The sequence below is a fragment of the Actinomadura montaniterrae genome, assembly GCF_008923365.1.
GTDB classification, from domain to species: Bacteria; Actinomycetota; Actinomycetes; order Streptosporangiales; family Streptosporangiaceae; genus Spirillospora; species Spirillospora montaniterrae.
This window is the reverse complement of record NZ_WBMR01000008.1, coordinates 15,160-33,879: the sequence shown is the minus strand read 5'-3', so window position 1 is coordinate 33,879 and position 18,720 is coordinate 15,160. Positions and strand designations below refer to the sequence as shown.

The 18,720-nt window shown below is 72.1% G+C and carries 15 protein-coding genes; 8 read left to right on the top strand and 7 right to left on the bottom strand.

What is annotated here, in order from left to right; all coding sequences use genetic code 11:
- Positions 1–15: 15 nt before the first annotated feature.
- The 5 genes from F9B16_RS04970 to F9B16_RS04950 form a co-directional block, all read right to left on the bottom strand.
- Positions 16–1,308, bottom strand: a complete 1,293-nt coding sequence (locus F9B16_RS04970; RefSeq protein ID WP_151538631.1) for a DUF58 domain-containing protein — start codon at positions 1,306–1,308, stop codon at positions 16–18.
- Entirely contained in the window at positions 1,308–2,276 is a 969-nt protein-coding gene (locus F9B16_RS04965; RefSeq protein WP_225991366.1) for an AAA family ATPase, read from the bottom strand. Before F9B16_RS04965 ends, F9B16_RS04970 begins: the two co-directional genes overlap by 1 nt.
- Positions 2,277–2,362: 86 nt before the next feature.
- Positions 2,363–3,586: a DUF4350 domain-containing protein gene (locus tag F9B16_RS04960; protein WP_225991358.1), complete on the bottom strand. Its 1,224-nt coding sequence runs from the start codon at positions 3,584–3,586 to the stop codon at positions 2,363–2,365.
- The gene (locus F9B16_RS04955; RefSeq protein WP_151538629.1) at positions 3,580–4,266 is read right to left on the bottom strand and encodes a DUF4129 domain-containing protein; all 687 of its coding nucleotides are present in this window, start codon (positions 4,264–4,266) and stop codon (positions 3,580–3,582) included. The genes F9B16_RS04960 and F9B16_RS04955 overlap by 7 nt, the downstream gene beginning before the upstream one ends.
- A complete protein-coding gene (locus tag F9B16_RS04950) occupies positions 4,263–5,390 on the bottom strand; it encodes a hypothetical protein (RefSeq protein WP_151538628.1) in 1,128 nt (375 codons plus the stop codon). Before F9B16_RS04950 ends, F9B16_RS04955 begins: the two co-directional genes overlap by 4 nt.
- A 435-nt stretch (positions 5,391–5,825) precedes the next feature.
- Between F9B16_RS04950 and mtrA the strand changes: the two genes are divergently transcribed.
- From mtrA to F9B16_RS04915, 7 genes are all read left to right on the top strand, one after another.
- Complete coding sequence (gene mtrA / locus F9B16_RS04945; protein ID WP_151538627.1) at positions 5,826–6,503, top strand: MtrAB system response regulator MtrA; 678 nt, start codon at positions 5,826–5,828, stop codon at positions 6,501–6,503.
- A gap of 91 nt (positions 6,504–6,594) precedes the next feature.
- The gene (mtrB, locus tag F9B16_RS04940; protein WP_151538626.1) at positions 6,595–8,232 is read left to right on the top strand and encodes an MtrAB system histidine kinase MtrB; all 1,638 of its coding nucleotides are present in this window, start codon (positions 6,595–6,597) and stop codon (positions 8,230–8,232) included.
- Complete coding sequence (locus F9B16_RS04935) at positions 8,229–10,049, top strand: LpqB family beta-propeller domain-containing protein (protein WP_225991357.1); 1,821 nt, start codon at positions 8,229–8,231, stop codon at positions 10,047–10,049. Before mtrB ends, F9B16_RS04935 begins: the two co-directional genes overlap by 4 nt.
- A 610-nt stretch (positions 10,050–10,659) precedes the next feature.
- On the top strand, positions 10,660–10,977 hold the full coding sequence (locus F9B16_RS52420; RefSeq protein WP_225991356.1) for a ComF family protein: 318 nt from the start codon (positions 10,660–10,662) through the stop codon (positions 10,975–10,977).
- Positions 10,978–11,669: 692 nt separating this feature from the next.
- A complete protein-coding gene (hpf, locus tag F9B16_RS04925; protein WP_151538624.1) occupies positions 11,670–12,350 on the top strand; it encodes a ribosome hibernation-promoting factor, HPF/YfiA family in 681 nt (226 codons plus the stop codon).
- 388 nt (positions 12,351–12,738) lie between these two features.
- A complete protein-coding gene (locus tag F9B16_RS04920; RefSeq protein WP_151538674.1) occupies positions 12,739–13,470 on the top strand; it encodes a response regulator in 732 nt (243 codons plus the stop codon).
- Positions 13,471–13,625: 155 nt separating this feature from the next.
- Positions 13,626–14,723 carry a winged helix-turn-helix domain-containing protein gene (locus tag F9B16_RS04915; protein WP_151538673.1) on the top strand — a complete coding sequence of 366 codons (1,098 nt, stop codon included), beginning with the start codon at positions 13,626–13,628 and terminating at the stop codon, positions 14,721–14,723.
- Between the two features lie 83 nt (positions 14,724–14,806).
- Here the strand turns inward: F9B16_RS04915 and F9B16_RS04910 are convergent, their stop codons facing one another.
- The gene (locus F9B16_RS04910) at positions 14,807–15,145 is read right to left on the bottom strand and encodes an HGxxPAAW family protein (protein WP_151538623.1); all 339 of its coding nucleotides are present in this window, start codon (positions 15,143–15,145) and stop codon (positions 14,807–14,809) included.
- 182 nt (positions 15,146–15,327) lie between these two features.
- Between F9B16_RS04910 and secA the strand changes: the two genes are divergently transcribed.
- Entirely contained in the window at positions 15,328–18,201 is a 2,874-nt protein-coding gene (gene secA / locus F9B16_RS04905; RefSeq protein ID WP_151538622.1) for a preprotein translocase subunit SecA, read from the top strand.
- 104 nt (positions 18,202–18,305) lie between these two features.
- Here secA and F9B16_RS54045 read toward each other — a convergent pair whose 3' ends face one another.
- Positions 18,306–18,650 carry an Rv3235 family protein gene (locus tag F9B16_RS54045; protein WP_151538621.1) on the bottom strand — a complete coding sequence of 115 codons (345 nt, stop codon included), beginning with the start codon at positions 18,648–18,650 and terminating at the stop codon, positions 18,306–18,308.
- Positions 18,651–18,720: the final 70 nt, after the last annotated feature.

Sequence of the window (18,720 nt, the reverse complement as noted above, 5' to 3'; positions counted from 1 at the left end):
GGGCCGCTGAGCCGCTCAGAGACGGCCGGCGGCCTTGAGGGCGAGGTACGCGTCCGCGAGCGCCGGAGCGATGTCCTGAGGCGGCGCGTCCACGACCTCGACGCCGTGCGAGCGGAGCTCGGCGGTCAGCCGGCGCCGCTCGGCCCGCGCCCGCTCCGCGGCCGCCGCGTCGTACACCGCCGCGAGATCGCCGCGCGCGCCGGCCATCTCGCCGACCCGCGGATCCGACACGGCCGCGACCATGACGAGGTGCCGGGCCGTCAGCAGCGGCAGCAGCGGCAGCAGCCCCTCCTCGATCGCCGCGGTGTTCAGCTCGGTCAGCAGGACCACCAGGCACCGCTGCCGCACCCGCGCCATCAGCGTCGACACCATCCCCGCCGCGTCGAACTCCAGCAGCTCCGGCTCCAGCGGCGCCATCGCGTGCACCATCGCGGGCAGCAGGTCGGTGCGCGACGCGCCCTCGACGCGCGTACGGACGCGCCGGTCGTAGGCCAGCATGTCGACGCGGTCCCCGGCCCGGGACGCCAGCGTGCCCAGCAGGAGCGCCGCGTCCATAGAGCAGTCCAGGCGGGGAATGTCCCCGACCCGGCCCGCGGACGTGCGGCCCGTGTCCAGCACCATGTAGATCCGGCGGTCGCGTTCCGGGCGCCACGTCCGCACCACCACGTCCGCGCGCCGCGCCGTGGCCCGCCAGTCGATGGAGCGGACGTCGTCGCCGTCGACGTACTCGCGCAGCGAGTCGAACTCGGTCCCCTGGCCGCGGATGAGCGCGACGTGCGCGCCGGTCAGCTCCCGCAGCCGCGCCAGCTTCGCGGGCAGGTGGCGGCGCGACGGGAACGCCGGCAGCGCGCGCACCGTCCACGGCGCGGACCGCGACAGCTGCCGGGCGGCCAGCCCCAGCGGTCCCACCGACCGCACCACGACGGTGACGGCACGGCGGTCACCGCGCCTCGTCGGCGTCAGCGCCATGTCGACGCGGCGGCGCTCCCCGGCGGGGACGTCCACGTGCACCGTCCGGGGCGCGGCGGCGGCGCTGGGCGGCCACACGTCCCGCAGCCGCGCCTTGAGCCGGCGGCGGCCGAGGTTCTCCACGATGAGCGCCACATGGGCCGTCTCGCCGAGGCGGACGTTGGTGTCGCCCGACCGGTGGAAGCGCAGCGCCCGCACGTTGCCGGCCAAGGCGAGGTCCACCAAGACTCCGAGCAGCAGGGCGCCCCACAGCGCGAGCAGCGTCCACCAGCTCGGCAGCAGGATCGGCGCCACCGCGCCGAGCAGCGCCAGCAGCCCCAGGCGTCCGGTGAGCGCCATCAGCGCGGAGCGGGGACGTGGGCGAGGATGCCCTCCAGCACCCCGTCGGCGGTCGCGCCCTCCAGCTCGGCCTCGGGACGCAGCTGCACGCGGTGCCGGAGCGTCGGGCGGGCCAGCGCCTTCACGTCGTCCGGAGTCACGTAGTCGCGGCCGGACAGCCACGCCCACGCGCGCGAGGTCGCCAGCAGGGCGGTGGCGCCGCGCGGGGAGACGCCGAGCTGGAGCGACGGGGACTGGCGCGTGGCGCGGCACAGGTCCACGACGTACGCGGCGACCTTCGGGTCCAGGTGAACGGCCCGGACGGCGGCGCGCCCCGCGGCCAGCTCCGCGGCGCCCGCCACGGCCTTCACCTCCGACAGGTCGCGGGGATCGAACCCCGCGGCGTGCCGCTGCAGCATGCTGATCTCCTCGTCCCGCGTGGGGACGGGCACCGTCAGCTTCACCAGGAACCGGTCGAGCTGCGCCTCCGGCAGCGGGTACGTGCCCTCGTACTCGATCGGGTTCTGCGTCGCGCAGACCACAAACGGATCCGGCAGGGGACGGGCCGCACCCTCCACCGAGACCTGCCGCTCCTCCATCGCCTCCAGCAGCGACGCCTGCGTCTTCGGCGGCGTCCGGTTGATCTCGTCGGCGAGCAGCAGGTTGGTGAAGACGGGCCCCTCGCGGAACTCGAACTCCGCGGTCCGGTTGTCGTACACCAGGGACCCGGTCACGTCGCCCGGCATCAGGTCCGGGGTGAACTGGACGCGCTTGAAGTCGAGGTCGAGGGCCCGCGACAGCGTCTTGATGAGCAGCGTCTTGGCGGTCCCGGGGACGCCCTCCAGCAGCACGTGGCCGCGGCACAGCAGCGCGATGACGAGCCCGGTCACCACCGAGTCCTGCCCGACGACCGTCTTGGCCACCTCGCCGCGCAGGGCCGCGAGCGCCGCGCGGGCCGTCTCGGCCTGCCGCCGGATCTCCTCGGACACGCCCGCGGCGCCCGGCGGGGTGTCGGCCGGCGCGTCGCCGGGCAGCGGGCCGGGCACGTCGTCCTTCCCGAGGTCAACAGGGTGGTTCACGACTGGCGTACCTGCCTTTCCAGGTCGTCGAGGACGGAGGTGAGGGCGATCAGCCCGGCGTCGTCCACGGGTTCGGGACCGTACAGGGCCGCGCCGACGTAGGCCTCGTCGCGGTCGGTCCGGCGGGCCACGGCCGCGACGATCTCCTGCGCGGCCGCGGGGTCCTGCGCGCTGCTGCGCGGCAGGCCGAGGAGCGGGACGAGGCGCTCGCGGGCGCCGGAGCGCAGCGCGCCGGCGGCGCGGTCCCGGGCGCGGCTCGCCCGGTACAGGCGCGCGCGTCCCTCGACCGTCTCAGCGGAGCGGACGACCACGGGCAGCGCCTCCGCCACCACCGGGCCGAGCCGCCGCCCCCGCCACAGCGCCACGAGGGCGACCGCGACGATCAGCTCCAGGAAGAACAGCTTGACGCCGAACGGCAGCAGGTCGGTCAGCGACTCCTGCCCCGCGCCGGCGCCCTCGGTGGGGATGTCGGGCGCCAGCCACACCACGGACTGGCGCGCCCCGGCGAGGTTCATCAGCAGCGCCGCGTTGCCCTCCTCCGCGAGGTGCTGGTTGGTGAGTGGTGCGCTGGAGCCCAGCACGGTGACGGTCCTGGGACCGTCCTGCACCTGTGCTAGGCGGGCCTCTTGGTCCACCTCGTAGCAGGAGACGGCGTTGCCGGACACTTCGTAGGTCTGCGACTGGCCGAACGTCACCGAGCCCGCCAGCGTGGCGGCCTGCAGGGAGCACTCGGGGTCGGCCGTACTGGCGAAGCTGGTGTTCTGGATCTCCACGCCCGGCGCGAGCGCCTCCAGCACGGGAGCCGTCGGCTCGACGAGCAGCAGGTCCCCTTGCGCGCCCCGCATCCGGTCGATGTCGTCCTGGGTGAGCCGCTCGCTGCGCGTCACCACCATGACGGTGCCGGTGCCGGACGCGTCGACGGCCTGAGCGGCGTGCCTCGCCACCGTTACGGGCGTCCCGTGCTGCTTGAGGATCTCCGCGAGCGCGCGCGAGCCGTCCCTCTTCGGGGACGTCGGGTCGAGCCGGTCGGGCGAGCCGGACGGGCGCAGCGCCGCGAGGATGACCGCGATCACGGCCATCGCTAGCAGCGCCGCCACCACGCCGCGCGCCGACCGCCAGCGGCGACCGGCGACCTGCCGGGCGGACGCCTCGCCGCGCGCGCCGCCGCCGTTCGTTCCGCCGCCCGTCTCGTGTGCGCGCGCAGGCGACTGCATCACCATCGCGTGCCTCCGTCCGGATCGTCGGCGCCGACCCCTGCGGGCGTGAGGCCGTCGGACTCCAGCGGCTTCGGACGTGCCGCGCGCACCCTCTCGTCAAGCTCCTTGACCTGCGCGTACCTCTCGGCCGTGCCCGGACGGTCGCCGTACCAGACGTCGTCGAAGACCCGCACGCCGGCGCGCAGCGCGTCCGCCAGCTCGGGCACCGCCTCGCCCGCCTCCGCCGCCAGCTCGTCCGCCGTGCGCCCGGGGCGCGGCGCGAGTACAGCCCGCTCCTCCAGATCGCGGGCGATGGCGCGGAGCCGCTCCCGGATGGCCTCGGCCCACTGCCCCTCGGCCGCGAGCCGCTCCGCGGCCTCCCGGTGGTCGAGGGCGGTCGACGGCGTGTCCTCCAGCAGCGGGTCCTCCCTGGAACGCGGATTGCGCCGGTCCCACATGAGCCACACCACCAGGCCCACCGCCACCAGGGCGATCACCACGATGACGGCTATGGACAACCATCCGCCGCCGCTGCCGTGCGCGTTCGGATGGGAGGCGTGGCTGAACAGCTTCTGGAGCCACTCGGAGAATCTGTCCCACACGCGCTCCAGCCAGGACGGCTTGTCCCGCTGGTAGATCTGCTTGTCCAGCTCACGGCGCGCCATCTCGCGGGCCTCGTCGCGGCCGATCGGGTCGAGCGTCACCGGCGCGCCCCCGCTTCCGATCCGGTTTCATGCCAGGCGCCTGCAGGGCGGGGCCGCCACAGGTCGATGAAGCCCTCGCTATCGCCGTCGTCCGCGTGGCCGTTTCCGTCACCGGAGCCACCTTCGCCACCGGGGCCACTACCGCCACCTTCGTCACGGCCGGAAGCGGCCGCCAGCTCGGCGGCGGACCGTCCCCTCGTACGCAGGTCAAGGTCGAGGCCCTCACGGCGCATACGGCGGTCCATGTAGAGAAGCGCGATGACCCCGGCGTCGAACGGCAGGACCACCGCCCAACTGATGATCCGGCCCGCGGTGTCGACCGCGAGCGAGCCCAACGTCGAGCCGCCGTCCGAGCCGATCCCGAAGAAGATCAGCTGGATGACCAGGAACGGGATGCGCAAGGCGAAGAACCCCATGAACACCGTGATGAGGATCGCCAGCAGCAGTGTCCCGCATGTGCGGAACCATCGGCCCTTGGACAGCACCCGGGCCCGTTTAAGCGCGCCACCGACGTTCGTACGCTCCAGCACCACGGCAGGTACGGCCAGGACCAGCAGGATGTACGACCACACCATCAGCCCTATGCCGACGGGGAAGCCGACGATCGCCGCCACCGCCCCCAGGGCCGGATGCGCACCCGACGCCACCAGGAGGATGAACGGCACGATCGGCGCCATCATCGCGGCGAGCGGCACCAGCAGCACCACCGCCGCCGTAGCGGCGAGCCGTCCCAGCCGCGGCCTTGCGTCCCGCCACGCCTGCCGGGGGGCGATCGGCAGGCCCACCAGTTCCCGCCCAAGGATCGGCGCGAGCAGCCCCGACAGGACCAGGATCCCGTAGGCCGACAGCACCAGACCCATGACGGCGAGGGTCATCTGCGCGCCGAACGACCGTAGGAGCAGCCCCGGCGTGACCTCGTCGCGGGCCTCGTTGCCGATGAAGAAGTACGCGGCGACGGAACTCGCCACCTGGATCACCGCGCTGAACGCCAGCGCCGTGCCGAGGGCCGTGCGCGGGCGGCGCCGGATGCCGGCGATCGCCCCGTCCAGCATCTCCGAGATGGACAAGGGGCGGAACGGGACGTCGGCGTCCGCGTCGTCGTCCCAGCCGTCCGGTCCCGGCATGTCGGCTCCCTGCGGTCTTCGGCGGGGGGTGTCCCGGCGTGGACGGCCCATGGTGCCGCGGCCGCCGGTCAGGTCATCCTGTCACGGGCGAGCCGCCGCATATGCCGACACGGGCCCGGTCGATGACGATCTGCGCCCTGACGGGCGCGCACAGGGACGAAAGCTTCCGATCCCGGACAACCTGGCATGTGTTTCGGGAGTCCCGTTTACAATCCCGCCCTTGTATGGGGTGACGCATAAGGCGCGCATAAGGCGGGCCTCTCGCCATGCCGCGCCCTGGGGCGCGTCACGGGGCGGCCACCGGACGCCTGGAGGAGTCATGTACGAGGCAAACGCAGGTAACCTTGCACGCCAAGGCATATCTCTCCCTGGCGAGGTGGGGCCGGAGCGTCTCACCCCACTCCACCGAACCCCGACTTTGTGACGATGAGGGCCATGAGAGGACGTGTACTGGTCGTCGACGACGACCTCGCGCTCGCCGAGATGCTCGGCATCGTGCTGAGGGGCGAGGGCTTCGAGCCGTCGTTCGTGCACGACGGCGACAAGGCGCTCGAGGCGTTCCGGGAGACCCGGCCCGACCTGGTGCTGCTGGACCTGATGCTGCCGGGCGCCGACGGCATCGACGTCTGCCGGCAGATCCGCGCCGAGTCCGGGGTGCCGATCGTCATGCTGACCGCCAAGAGCGACACCGTCGACGTCGTCCTCGGCCTCGAATCGGGCGCCGACGACTACATCGTCAAGCCGTTCAAGCCCAAGGAGCTGGTCGCCCGTGTGCGCGCGCGCCTGCGCCGCACCGACGAGCCCGCCCCCGAGACCCTGCAGATCGGCGACATCACCATCGACGTGGCCGGGCACTCGGTGAAGCGCGCCGACCGGCACATCCCGCTGACCCCGCTGGAGTTCGACCTGCTCGTCGCCCTGGCCCGCAAGCCCCGCCAGGTGTTCACCCGCGAGGTCCTGCTGGAGCAGGTCTGGGGGTACCGGCACGCCGCCGACACCCGCCTGGTGAACGTCCACGTCCAGCGGCTCCGCGCCAAGATCGAGAAGGACCCCGAGCGGCCCGAGATCGTCGTCACCGTGCGCGGCGTCGGCTACAAGGCCGGGCCCGCCTGACCCCCCGGTCCCGCGCCCCTCGTGACAGCCGGAACGGCACGCCGATGACCGCCACGCCACCCCGCCCCCGGGACCCCTCGTGAAGGCCGACATGACGAGGGCGAAGCGGCTCGTGCGGTGCGGGCTGGTGACGCTGCGGCGCGTCCTGCGCGGCACGGCCAGCCGCGCCTACATGCGCTGGCGCCGCTCCATCCAGGTACGGGTGGTCACCTCCACACTGTTCATCTCGGCGATCGTGGTGGCCATCCTGGGCGTGTTCCTGATGCAGCAGGTGTCGACCGCGCTCATGGACGGCAAGGTCAAGGCGGCCCGTCTCCAGCTGGACGAGGGCTTGGCGCAGGTACAGCGGGACCTGGGGAACAGCACGTCGCCCGCCTCGGAGGACGGCAGCCGCCTCAACGCCGTGGTGAACCGCCTGAAGGCGCGCAGCGGCCCGTCCGGCCTGTACGAGGTGTACATCCGCGACACCACCGCCGAGTACTTCGACGGGTACGCCACCAACGAGCTCCGCAAGGAGAGCGTCCCCAAGCGGCTCAGGGACGAGATGAAGCACGCCCCCGGTGGAGCACGCGCCTACACCTACGGCAAGCTCACCTATGTCGGCGGCCACCCGTCCGAACGCGGCCTCATCGTGGGCGGCAAGTCCGGCCAGTTCGAGCTGTACTACCTGTTCCCCCTGGACCAGGAGCAGCGAACCCTCACCAACGTGAGCCGCTCCATGGTCGGCGTAGGGGTCGTCCTGGTGCTGCTCCTGGCCGCCATCGCCTCACTGGTGACGCGCCAGGTCGTCATCCCGGTACGGCTGGCCGCCCAAGGAGCGCAGAGGCTCGCCGCAGGACGGCTCGAAGAGCGCATGCGCGTGCGCGGGGAGGACGACCTCGCGCGCCTGGCCCGCTCCTTCAACGACATGGCCGCCAACCTCCAGGAGAAGATCGGCGAGCTGGAGGACCTGTCGCAGCTGCAGCGCCAGTTCGTCTCCGACGTCTCCCACGAGCTCCGCACGCCCCTGACCACCATCAGGATCGCGGCCGACATGCTCTACGAGAACCGCGACACCTTCGACGACCCCGCCGTGGGACGGTCCGCGGAACTCCTGCAGAGCCAGCTCGAACGGTTCGAGTCGCTGCTGGCCGACCTGCTGGAGATCAGCCGCCACGACGCCGGCGCCGCCACGCTCGACGCCGAGTCGCTCGACATGCGCGACCTGGTCCTGCGCGTCGTCGGCGACATCCAGGGCCTAGCCGAGCGCAAGGGCAGCAAGGTCGTCCTCCAGCTCCCGGGCGAGCCCTGTATGGCCGAGGTGGACCGCCGCAGGGTCGAGCGCATCCTGCGGAACCTCGTCGTCAACGCCGTCGAGCACGGCGAGGGCGAGGACATCGTGGTGTCGGTCGCCGCCGACCGTGACGCCGTCGCCGTCGCCGTGCGGGACCACGGCGTCGGCCTCAAACCGGGGGAGGGACAGATGGTCTTCGACCGCTTCTGGCGCGCGGACCCCGCCCGCGCGCGCACTACCGGCGGCACCGGGCTGGGGCTGTCCATCTCCCGGGAGGACGCCCAGTTGCACGGCGGATGGCTCCAGGCCTGGGGAGAACCCGGCGTCGGCTCCCAGTTCCGCCTGTCGCTGCCCCGCGTCGCTGGGGCCGAACTGCGCGGATCGCCCCTCCCGCTCGTCCCGCCAGGGGCCGGCGACGCGCGCCCCCTCTTCGCCGAACTGGAGGCGGGGGATTGACCGGCGACCGCCGTACGACGCTGCGCCTCCGGCACCGGCGGGTGCGGCCCGCCGTCGCGGTCGCGGCCGTACTCGTCCTCTGCGCGACCGGATGCGCCAACGTCCCCACCGGCGGTCAGGTCGTCACCGGCAAGCCCGCCGAGAAGGCCGAACGCGTCGACGACCCGTACGTCCGCCTCATCCCCGTCAGCCCGCAGCCCGACTGGGGACCCACCCAGATCGTCTCCGGCTTCCTCACCGCCTCCGCGAGCTTCGACGACGGCCACAAGGTCGCCAAGGAGTACCTCAGCACCCCCAACGCCTGGGACCCCGGCCTACGGCCGTACGTGGACGTCCTGTCGAGCCGCACGGTCGACCCCCACGTGGACCAGACGTCCGCCAACCAGGCCACCGTGCACATCACCGGCGACCAGCTCGGCACGATCGACTCCGACGGCCAGTACACCGCCGCTCCCAAGAGCTTCGAGGCCGACTTCCAGCTGGCCAAGACCCAGCAGGGCGTATGGCGCATCACCGGGCTGCCCGGCAACGACAAGGCCGGCCTGTTCCTCACCAAGGACGACGTCGAGCGCGCTATGCGCACCGTCAACCTGTACTTCTTCGCCCCTGACGAACACACGCTCGTCCCTAACGGCATCTTCCTGCCGGTGGTGGACCGCGAGACGCTGCCCACCCAGCTCGTCCAGGCCCTCCTGTCCGGCCCCACGTCCTGGCTCAACGGCGCGGTGCAGAGCGCCTTCCCCAAGGGGACCAGGCTGCGCGGCGGCAGCGTCCGCATCGACAAGGACCTCGCGATCGTCGACCTCACGCAGGAGGCCCGCGGCGGCAACGTGGAGCGCATGTCGGCCCAGCTCAGCTGGACCCTGCGGCAGCTCTCGGAGATCAAACGCTGGCGCCTGGAGATCGACGGCGAGACCGTCACGCCCGACGGCTCCGACGCCACGCAGTCCGTCCACTCCTGGGACGGGAACTCCCCGGACGGCCAGGACCCCGACGAGCAGGTCCGCCAGACCGCCTACGTCGCCGCCACCGCCGGCTTCATCGGCACCCTCCAGGGCGACCATGCCCAGCCCGTCGTCACCGGCGCCGCCGGACGCCTGTCCCACCCGGCCGTATCGCCGAACTACCAGGAGCTCGCGGGCCTCAGCACGGACGGCCGCCAGCTCGTCACCACCGGGCCCGTCGCGGGCAGCCCGTCCATCCATGTCCTGCTGAACGCCCACAAGGGCGCACGCTTCACCGCACCCTCCTGGAGCCGCGACGGCACCCTGTGGACGGTGGAGAGCACTCCTAAGGCGTCGTGGCTGTGGGTCCGGCGCCCTGGCAAGGCGCCCGTGAAGGCCGGCCACTGGGGACTCGGCGGACGCCAGGTGCTGGCGTTCCACGTGGCCCGCGACGGGGTCCGCGCCGCCGTCATCGTCCGCATCGACGGGCGGCCCGAGGTCCAGATGGGCCGGATCGCCACCACCCCTGACGGGTCGCTGGACGTGGGATCGTTCCTGCCCGTCTCGTCCGAACTCCAGGACGCCGTCGACCTGGCCTGGCGCGACTACGACACCCTCGCCGTCCTCGGCCGCGCCAAGCGCGACTCCCAGACGCTGCCGTACCTGATGCCCGTGAACGGGAGCGCCATCACGTCCATGGGCGTCGGCGCCCTCGGCGAGCCTCGCACCATCGCCGCGGCTCCGGGCTCCCCGGTCCTGATCGGGACGTGGTCGTCGGGCAAGGACCAGGTGTGCCGCCAGCGCCCGCCCGTGACCTCGTACAGCCAGTGGATCTGCCCGACCCCCGCGCGGGACCCCAGCTACGCGCACTGACCCCGGAGCCGCGCTCACATAGCCCGAATCCCGGCGCCCTGCGTCCGGAACACGGAAATGTGGACGACGTCGCGGGCCGGTTATCCACATTTCGGCGAGGGCCTTCCGGGGGCCGGCGCCGGCCGGGATCGTCGAGGCCATGAGCTTCTTCGGCGACCTGATCGACTTCCTGCTCCCCGAGACCTGCGCCGGCTGCGGCGGCGAGCCCGGCCTCCTCTGCGGCTCCTGCGCCGCACCGCTGTACGGCCCCGCCCGCCCGGCCCGCCCGGCCCGCCCGGCACCCCCGGGTCTCCCACCCCTGTGGACGGTCGCCGCCTACGAGGGCCCCGTCCCGAAGATCTTTTCCGCCTACAAAGAGCACGGAAGAACGGCTCTGGCCACCCCGCTAGGGGAGGCCCTGGCCACAGCAGTGGACGCCGCCCTCCCGGCGCCACAGCCCCCCGCCTCCACGACACCCCCACCGAGCGGGCCGGGGCCGCCGCATGGCGCCTCTGGGGCCTCGCCGGGTGGGGCGGCTGCGGGCGGCGCATGGGCGGCGTCGGGGGAGCTGATGCCGGTCGTGTGGGTTCCGTCGGGGCGGGGAGCGGCGCGGCGGCGCGGGCACGATCCCATGAGGCAGGCCGTGGCGGTGGCCGTGCGGCGGCTGCGGGCGGGCGGCGTCCCGGTGGTCGCGGTGGGTGGGCTGCGCCAGTGCCGTCGGGTCGCCGACCAGGCGGGGCTCGGCGCCAGGGCGCGCCGGGACAACCTGAGCGGCGCGCTGGAGGCGGTCGGGCGAGCAGCTCTCGCCGGGCGACGGGTCGTCCTGGTCGACGACGTGATCACGACCGGGGCGTCGCTGGCCGAGGCGGCGCGTGCGCTCCGGGCGGCGGGCGCGGACGTCGTCGCGGCGGCGACCGTGGCGGCCACCCCGCTGCGACGGCGCTGGTGACTTTCTTCACGCCGGCGTCCTGGAACGGCAGGTAGCTACCTTACGTAGCCGCGTAGAGCGGCGGCCGGGCACCGGTCGGCGACATAGGGGGTAATTCGGGTCACATCGCTTCATCGCGGGGGTACAGATTTTCTCAAACTCACCGGGCGGGTACGGCGGCCTGACCTGCGCGGTACAACGGCGCGGACCGCCCGGAACCAGGGGCCTCAGCGGTCCCCGGCGCGCGGCGGGGGCGGGGCGGAGGACGGCGCAGTGGTGGCCCTCGATGACGTTCAGTGAGTTTTTCCTCGCCTCACCCCCCTGACATTCGTGGCGTAAGGGGTTAGCGTTCCTGACATGGCACCCGCCCGGGTCCGTGGTTGCGTCGGATCGCAGTGCTCGTCAGGAGCACGGCAGACGATCCGGCTAGCCGATGCCAGGCGCAGGCGAAACGGCCCACGTAAGGCGACTTCTCGTCGACCGATCACGGTGCGCCTTAGAGGTAAGTCCTGCCCCGTCGAGGGATCCGACATCCCCCGAACCGGGAGAAGGGCAGTAGTGGCGAGAGCGCCGCGAGCCCCTCAGCAGGCGGATGTGGGGACGAAGACCAGGTCGGCCGGGCGGGTGCGACCCACCGTGCTGTGGTGCCCGTACGGGGCCGTCAGGGGTCCCGGATCGGGCGTGAATCGCAACCGGGAGAAGGGGGGTCCCGCGTGGACATCATCGTGAGGGGCCGGCACACCGAGGTCAACGACAGGTTCCGTCGGCACGTCGACAGCAAACTGGCCAAGATCGAGCGGCTCGACCAGAAGGTCATCCGCGTGGATGTGGAGGTGTCCGAGGAACGCAACCCGCGGCTCGCCGACCAGCGCGAACGTGTGGAGCTCACGATCCGCTCCCGCGGCCCGGTGATCCGGGCCGAGGCCGCCGCCGACGACCGCTACGGAGCCCTCGACCTGGCGCTCGACAAGCTGGAGTCGCGGCTGCGCCGCGACTGCGGGCGCCGCAAGGCCCACGGCGGCAAGGGCCGCGCCAAGCTCGCCACGATGGAACCGCTCCCCGAGCCGACGCCGCTGACCGCTCCCGTGCCGGAGCCGGCGTCCGGTGGCGGGCGCACGGCGACGGCGGTCGCCGAGGAGGAGACCGGCACCGCGCGGAGCGGGGCGCCGGCGGACGAGAGCATCGTCCCCATCCCGATGGAGGGCGACGGGCCCGTCGTCGTCCGCGAGAAGTTCCACAAGGCCGAGCCGATGGGCATCGAGCAGGCGCTCTTCGAGATGGAACTCGTGGGGCACGACTTCTTCCTCTACCGCGACAAGGCCACCGGGCACCCCTCGGTCGTCTACCGCAGAAGGGGCTGGGACTACGGAGTGATCAGGCTCGTCGAGGAGTGAGGAGCGGCGCCTGAGAACGCGGACGCGACACCGGGATCGGCACGGCCCCGGACGGCCCGCGCACCCCGCCGGGGTGACGTGGAGCGTCCGGGCCGGCCGGCCCTCCCGGATTTTGTCAGGAGACGTCGGCCCCGCGAGACGCTGGGAACGGCGGAAAACCCCGTAACGTAGGGGCTGAGGGGCGTTGCCGCCGCCGGTATCGCGCCGGGGCGGTCCCGGCCCGACCGTTCCGGGGGCGACCCCGGGCCCCGCGAAGAACTCCGGGGGCGACCCTGGAGCCCCGACCCTCCGGTAGTTTCAGATCACTGACAGTGAAGGGGGGAAGCGGCGTCTCCTCCACGCCGCGACTCAGGTGAGCGAGAATCCCGAGGCTCGCGAAGCCGTGACGGTGCCCCGGCAGGGCGGCGCCGCCGCCACCCCCGCCGAGCGGCGGGCCGCGCGGCCGGGCGATGCGGCCGACCCGATCCGCGTGCTCATCGTCGACGACCACGCGCTGTTCCGCAGAGGCCTGGAGATGGTGCTGCAGGCCGAGGACGACATCGAGGTCATCGGCGAGGGCGGCGACGGCCACGAGGCGGTCGAGATGGCCGGCGACCTGCTGCCCGACGTGGTGCTGATGGACATCCGGATGCCCCGCCGCAGCGGCATCGAGGCGTGTACCGCGATCAAGGACGCGGCGCCCAGCGCCAAGATCGTGATGCTGACGATCAGCGACGAGGAGGAGGACCTCTTCGAAGCGATCAAGGCCGGGGCCAGTGGCTACCTGCTCAAGGAGATCTCGATCGACGAGGTCCCGCAGGCGGTCCGCGCCGTGCACGGCGGGCAGTCGCTGATCAGCCCGTCCATGGCGTCCAAGCTGATCACCGAGTTCGCCTCGCTCGCCAAGCGGAGCGAGGAGCGCACCCAGCAGGTCCCCGCGCCCCGCCTCACCGAGCGCGAGATGGAGGTGCTGCGGCTCGTCGCCCGCGGTCTCGGCAACCGGGAGATCGCGCGGGAGCTGTTCATCTCCGAGAACACGGTGAAGAACCACGTCCGCAACATCCTCGAGAAGCTCCAGCTCCACTCGCGCATGGAAGCGGTCGTCTACGCCGTCCGGGAGAAGCTCCTCGAGATCACCTGACCCGCGACCCGGTTACCGGCAATGTGGTTTTGTCGGTGTTGTGGCCTAGCATCGCGGGCGTGGTCGAGGCCGGGGGCCCGGCCGCCGGGGCCGGGGGCCGCCGGCCCGCCCCCCCCCCCCCCCCCCCCCCGCGGCCGAGGGGCGGCGTGACGGGCATGCTGGAACGGCTCGGCGCCGTCCAGCTCGACACGATCTCGGTGCTGGCCCGGTCGCACGAACTGGTGCCGTACGCGCGGCTGGGGCCCGTCGGGCGCGGCGCGATCGAGACCGCCTACTGGGGGAACGGCTCGTTCGGCGCGTTCGAGTACTGGGCGCACGCGGCGTCGATCCTGCCGATGCGCGACTGGCCGCTGTTCGCGTTCCGCCGCCGCGCCTACCTGCGGCGGGGCTGGCGCTGGCACAAGGTCCCCGAAGGGGTCTGCGACGAGATCCGGGCCCGGCTGCGCTCGGACGGCCCGCTGACCACGAAGGAGCTCGGCGGTGCCAAGGCCAGCGCCGAATGGTGGGACTGGAGCGAGCACAAGATCGGCATCGAGTGGCTGCTCGACATCGGCGAGGCCGTGTGCGTCGAGCGGGTGGGCTGGCGGCGGGTCTACGACCTCGCGGAACGGGCCGTCCCCGCGGAGCTGCTCGCGCAGGACCCGGACGACGAGGCGTGCCTGACGGCCCTCGTCGCCCGGTCGGGGCGGGCGCTCGGCGTGGCGACGCGCGGCGACCTCGCCGACTACTACCGGCTCAAGCAGGACCAGGTGGCGGCGGTCGTCGAGGCGGCCGGGCTCGTCCCGGTGAAGGTGGCGGGCTGGAAGCAGCAGGCCTGGGCCGACCCGGAGGCCCTCGCCGCCCCGGCGCGCGGGCGGCACGCCACCACGCTGCTGTCGCCGTTCGACTCGCTGGTGTGGGACCGGGCGCGGACGTCCCGCGTGTTCGGGTTCGACCACCGGCTGGAGGCGTACGTCCCGAAGGACAAGCGCGTCCACGGATACTTCGCGATGCCGCTGCTGGCCGGCGGGCGCCTGCTCGGCCGGGTCGACCCGGCGCGGGAGGGCGGCACCCTCGTCGCCCGCCAGGTGTCGTTCGAGCCGTGGGCCACCAGGACCGCCGGCCGCGCGGAGGCGTCCGCCGCGGCGCTGGCCACGGCACTGTGGCGTGCGGCGGCGTGGGTCGGCTGCGACGACGTCCGCGTCGAGCGGATCGTCCCGGACGGCGTCGACCGCGCCCTCGTAGAAGCCGCCCTCAAGACCGGCCCCGCCTGACCCGGAAGCAGCCCGGAAGCAGCCCGGAAGCAGCCCGAAAGCAGCCCGAAAGCAGCCCGAAAGCAGCACAGCGTTGTGGGGGGTCAGCCGTGGGGGGTTTGCTGGGGGTCGGTGGCGGTGGGGCGGTCGAGGATCTCGCCGGCGTCGCCGCCGCGCCGCTTCGCGCTGCGCGAGCCGAAGAGCGTGTAGTCGACGATCTCGGGGATCACCCGCGGGGCGTCCAGCACCACGTCGGAGAACAGGTGGACCGCCCAGCTGGCCAGCAGGCCGAGGACGATGATCCCGACACCGACCCAGAACATGATCCACATGGGGCCGTTGCAGAGTGCGACACCGCCCACCACGAAGCCGATGAAGATGATCGTGACGGCGACCCAGGAACTCGGCCGGCCGGCGTGGGACCCGTGCGACTCTCCGGACATTGAGCCTCCCTCCGATGGTGCCTCAGATCTTCTCCCCGGCCCCGTCCGTCAAACGGGACGGGCCGTGGATTGCGCTGCGGAGTGACCTAGACCATTCTGGGTCTCGCCTACGATGGGCATCGTACGAGTGGTGTGCGTGCCGCCGGGAGCGGTGAACCACGATCTGCAAGGAGCCTTCGAGAGTGCCGCCAGTCATCGATAAGATCCTTCGTGCGGGCGAGGGAAAAATTCTGCGCAAGCTCAAGAAGCTCGCGGATCAGGTCAACTCGATCGAAGAAGACTTCGTCGACATGTCCGACGCCGAGTTGCGTGAGCTGACCGACAAGTACCGCGAGCGCATCGCCGAGGGGGAGTCCCTCGACGACCTGCTCCCCGAGGCGTTCGCGACCGCCCGGGAGGCCGCCAAGCGGGTCCTCGGCCAGCGCCACTACGACGTCCAGATCATGGGCGGCGCGGCGCTGCACATGGGCAACATCGCGGAGATGAAGACGGGTGAGGGCAAGACCCTGACCTGTGTACTCCCGGCGTACCTGAACGCGCTGTCCGGCGAGGGCGTGCACGTGGTCACGGTGAACGACTACCTGGCCAAGCGCGACGCCGAGTGGATGGGCCGCGTCCACCAGTTCCTCGGCCTCGAGGTCGGCGTCATCCTCCCGCAGATGACCCCGGACGAGCGCCGCGTGGCCTACAACGCCGACATCACCTACGGGACGAACAACGAGTTCGGGTTCGACTACCTGCGCGACAACATGGCGTGGAGCCTGGAGGAGTGCGTCCAGCGGGGGCACAACTTCGCGATCGTGGACGAGGTCGACTCGATCCTCATCGACGAGGCCCGGACGCCGCTGATCATCTCCGGTCCGGCCGAGCAGAACTCCAAGTGGTACTCGGAGTTCGCCAAGATCGTCCCGCGGCTGAAGCGGGCGGAGCTGGTGAGCACCGCCGGGCAGGTCGACGAGTACGGCCCCGGCGACTACGAGGTGAACGAGAAGAAGCGCACGGTCGGCATCACCGAGTCCGGCGTGGAGAAGGTCGAGGACTACCTCGGCATCGACAACCTCTACGACTCGGTGAACACGCCGCTGGTGAGCTTCCTCAACAACGCGCTGAAGGCCAAGGAGCTGTACAAGCGCGACAAGGACTACGTCGTCATGAACGGCGAGGTCCTGATCGTCGACGAGTTCACCGGCCGCATCCTGCACGGCCGCCGCTACAACGAGGGCATGCACCAGGCCATCGAGGCCAAAGAGGGCGTGGCGATCAAGGACGAGAACCAGACGCTCGCCACGATCACCCTGCAGAACTACTTCCGCCTCTACGGCAAGCTGTCCGGGATGACCGGTACCGCCGAGACCGAGGCGGCGGAGTTCAACAAGACCTACAAGATCGGCGTGGTGCCGATCCCGACGAACAAGCCGATGATCCGCCAGGACGTCGCGGACGTCGTCTACAAGACCGAGCAGGCCAAGTTCGAGGCCGTGGTCGACGACATCGCCGAGCGGCACGAGAAGGGCCAGCCGGTCCTGGTCGGCACGACGTCGGTGGAGAAGTCCGAGAAGCTGAGCAAGATGCTCAAGCGGCGCGGCATCCCGCACCAGGTGCTGAACGCCAAGCACCACGAGCAGGAGTCGGCGATCGTCGCGGAGGCGGGCCGCAAGGGCGGCGTCACCGTCGCGACGAACATGGCGGGCCGCGGCACCGACATCATGCTCGGCGGCAACCCCGACTTCCGCGCGGACCTGGAGCTGCACCAGCGCGGGCTGTCGCCGCTGGAGACTCCGGAGGAGTACGAGGCGGCCTGGCCGGAGGCGCTGGAGAAGGCCAAGGAGGCCGTGAAGGGCGAGCACGAGGAGGTCGTCGAGATCGGCGGCCTGTACGTGCTCGCGACCGAGCGGCACGAGTCGCGGCGCATCGACAACCAGCTGCGCGGCCGGTCCGGCCGGCAGGGCGACCCGGGCGAGTCCCGGTTCTACCTGTCGCTCGAGGACGACCTGATGCGGCTGTTCAACTCGGCCCGGGTCGAGGCGATCATGACGCGCCTGAACATCCCGGACGACGTGCCGATCGAGTCCAAGATCGTCTCGAACGCGATCCGCTCGGCGCAGAGCCAGGTCGAGCAGCAGAACTTCGAGATGCGCAAGAACGTCCTGAAGTACGACGAGGTGCTGAACCGGCAGCGCAAGGTCATCTACGCCGAGCGCCGCAAGGTGCTGGAGGGCGAGGACCTGCACGACCAGGTCCGCCGGATGATCGACGAGGTCGTCGCGGGCTACGTCGCGGGCGCCACCAACGAGGGCTTCGCCGAGGACTGGGACCTCGAGAAGCTGTGGAAGGCGTTCAAGCAGCTGTACCCGATCAGCCTCACCGTCGACCAGCTCGTCGAGGACGAGGCGGGCGGCGACATCTCGGGCCTGGACGCGGAGACGCTCGCCGCGAAGATCCGCGACGACGCGCAGGAGGCGTACGACAAGCGCGAGGAGGAGCTCGGCCCCGAGGTCATGCGGGAGCTGGAGCGCCGCGTCGTGCTGTCGGTGCTGGACCGCAAGTGGCGCGAGCACCTGTACGAGATGGACTACCTGCAGGAGGGCATCGGCCTGCGGGCCATGGCGCAGCGCGACCCGCTGGTGGAGTACCAGCGCGAGGGCTACGACATGTTCAACGCGATGCTCGACGGCATCAAGGAGGAGTCGGTCGGCTACCTGTTCAACCTCGAGGTCGAGGTGGAGGAGCAGCCGGAGGCCCCGCAGGTCGGCGCGAAGCCGGTGTCGGTCGCGAAGACCGCCCCGGCCGCCGGGGAGGCGGAGCCGGTCGACGACGTTCCGGTGGACGCGGAGGCCGACGAGGAGCCGGTCATCCACGCCAAGGGCCTCGACGAGCCGAAGCGTCCGAAGAAGCTGGACTACTCGGCGCCGACCGTCGACGGTGAGGGCGGCGTGGAGCACCACACCGAGGAGGCGGACGACGAGTACGCGGGCGTGAACCGCAACGACCCGTGCCCGTGCGGTTCCGGCAAGAAGTTCAAGCGCTGCCACGGCGACCCGCGCAACAAGAAGTAGGGTCACGCCCTGACGAGGCGGCCTCCCGGGTGTCCGGGAGGCCGCCTCGCCGCGTTTCGGGTTCGCCGTGTTTCGAGGTTCGGCGCGTCAGGGGGATCGATGCGTCAGGGGGCGGTGGTCTCGACGGCCGTGCAGCGCCACCGTCCGCGCAGGTGCTGGAGGCGCAGCGCGACGGCGTGCACGCGTCCCGCGACGACGACCACGGCGGACGTTTCGGCGACGGTGCGGGACGGCCGCTGGAACCGGCTGGACAGCACCCGCGGCGGGACGATCCGCCGCCCGCCGGGGACCGCGCGGCGGTGCGGCGCGAGGCCGCGGCACACCGCCGGCACCGCGACCAGCGACAGCTGGTGCGGCGGGCGCGTCCCGGCGAGTACTTCGACGACGATCCGCAGCGTGGTGTCGGCGACGGCCCGGACCTCCGCCTCGACCCCGTCCCCGGGCCGCACCACCCGCAGGGGCCCCGGCGTCGCTCGATGAACCGGCCGCACGACGCTGCCCGGTGGCGCCTCGGGCTTC

Coding starts and splice junctions, on each gene's coding strand:
- F9B16_RS04970 (WP_151538631.1), bottom strand. CDS start 1,308: ATGGCGCTCACCGGACGCCTGGGGCTGCTGGCGCTGCTCGGCGCGGTG.
- F9B16_RS04960 (WP_225991358.1), bottom strand. CDS start 3,586: ATGGTGATGCAGTCGCCTGCGCGCGCACACGAGACGGGCGGCGGAACG.
- F9B16_RS04950 (WP_151538628.1), bottom strand. CDS start 5,390: ATGCCGGGACCGGACGGCTGGGACGACGACGCGGACGCCGACGTCCCG.
- mtrA (WP_151538627.1), top strand. CDS start 5,826: ATGAGAGGACGTGTACTGGTCGTCGACGACGACCTCGCGCTCGCCGAG.
- mtrB (WP_151538626.1), top strand. CDS start 6,595: ATGACGAGGGCGAAGCGGCTCGTGCGGTGCGGGCTGGTGACGCTGCGG.
- F9B16_RS52420 (WP_225991356.1), top strand. CDS start 10,660: ATGAGGCAGGCCGTGGCGGTGGCCGTGCGGCGGCTGCGGGCGGGCGGC.
- F9B16_RS04915 (WP_151538673.1), top strand. CDS start 13,626: ATGCTGGAACGGCTCGGCGCCGTCCAGCTCGACACGATCTCGGTGCTG.
- F9B16_RS04910 (WP_151538623.1), bottom strand. CDS start 15,145: ATGTCCGGAGAGTCGCACGGGTCCCACGCCGGCCGGCCGAGTTCCTGG.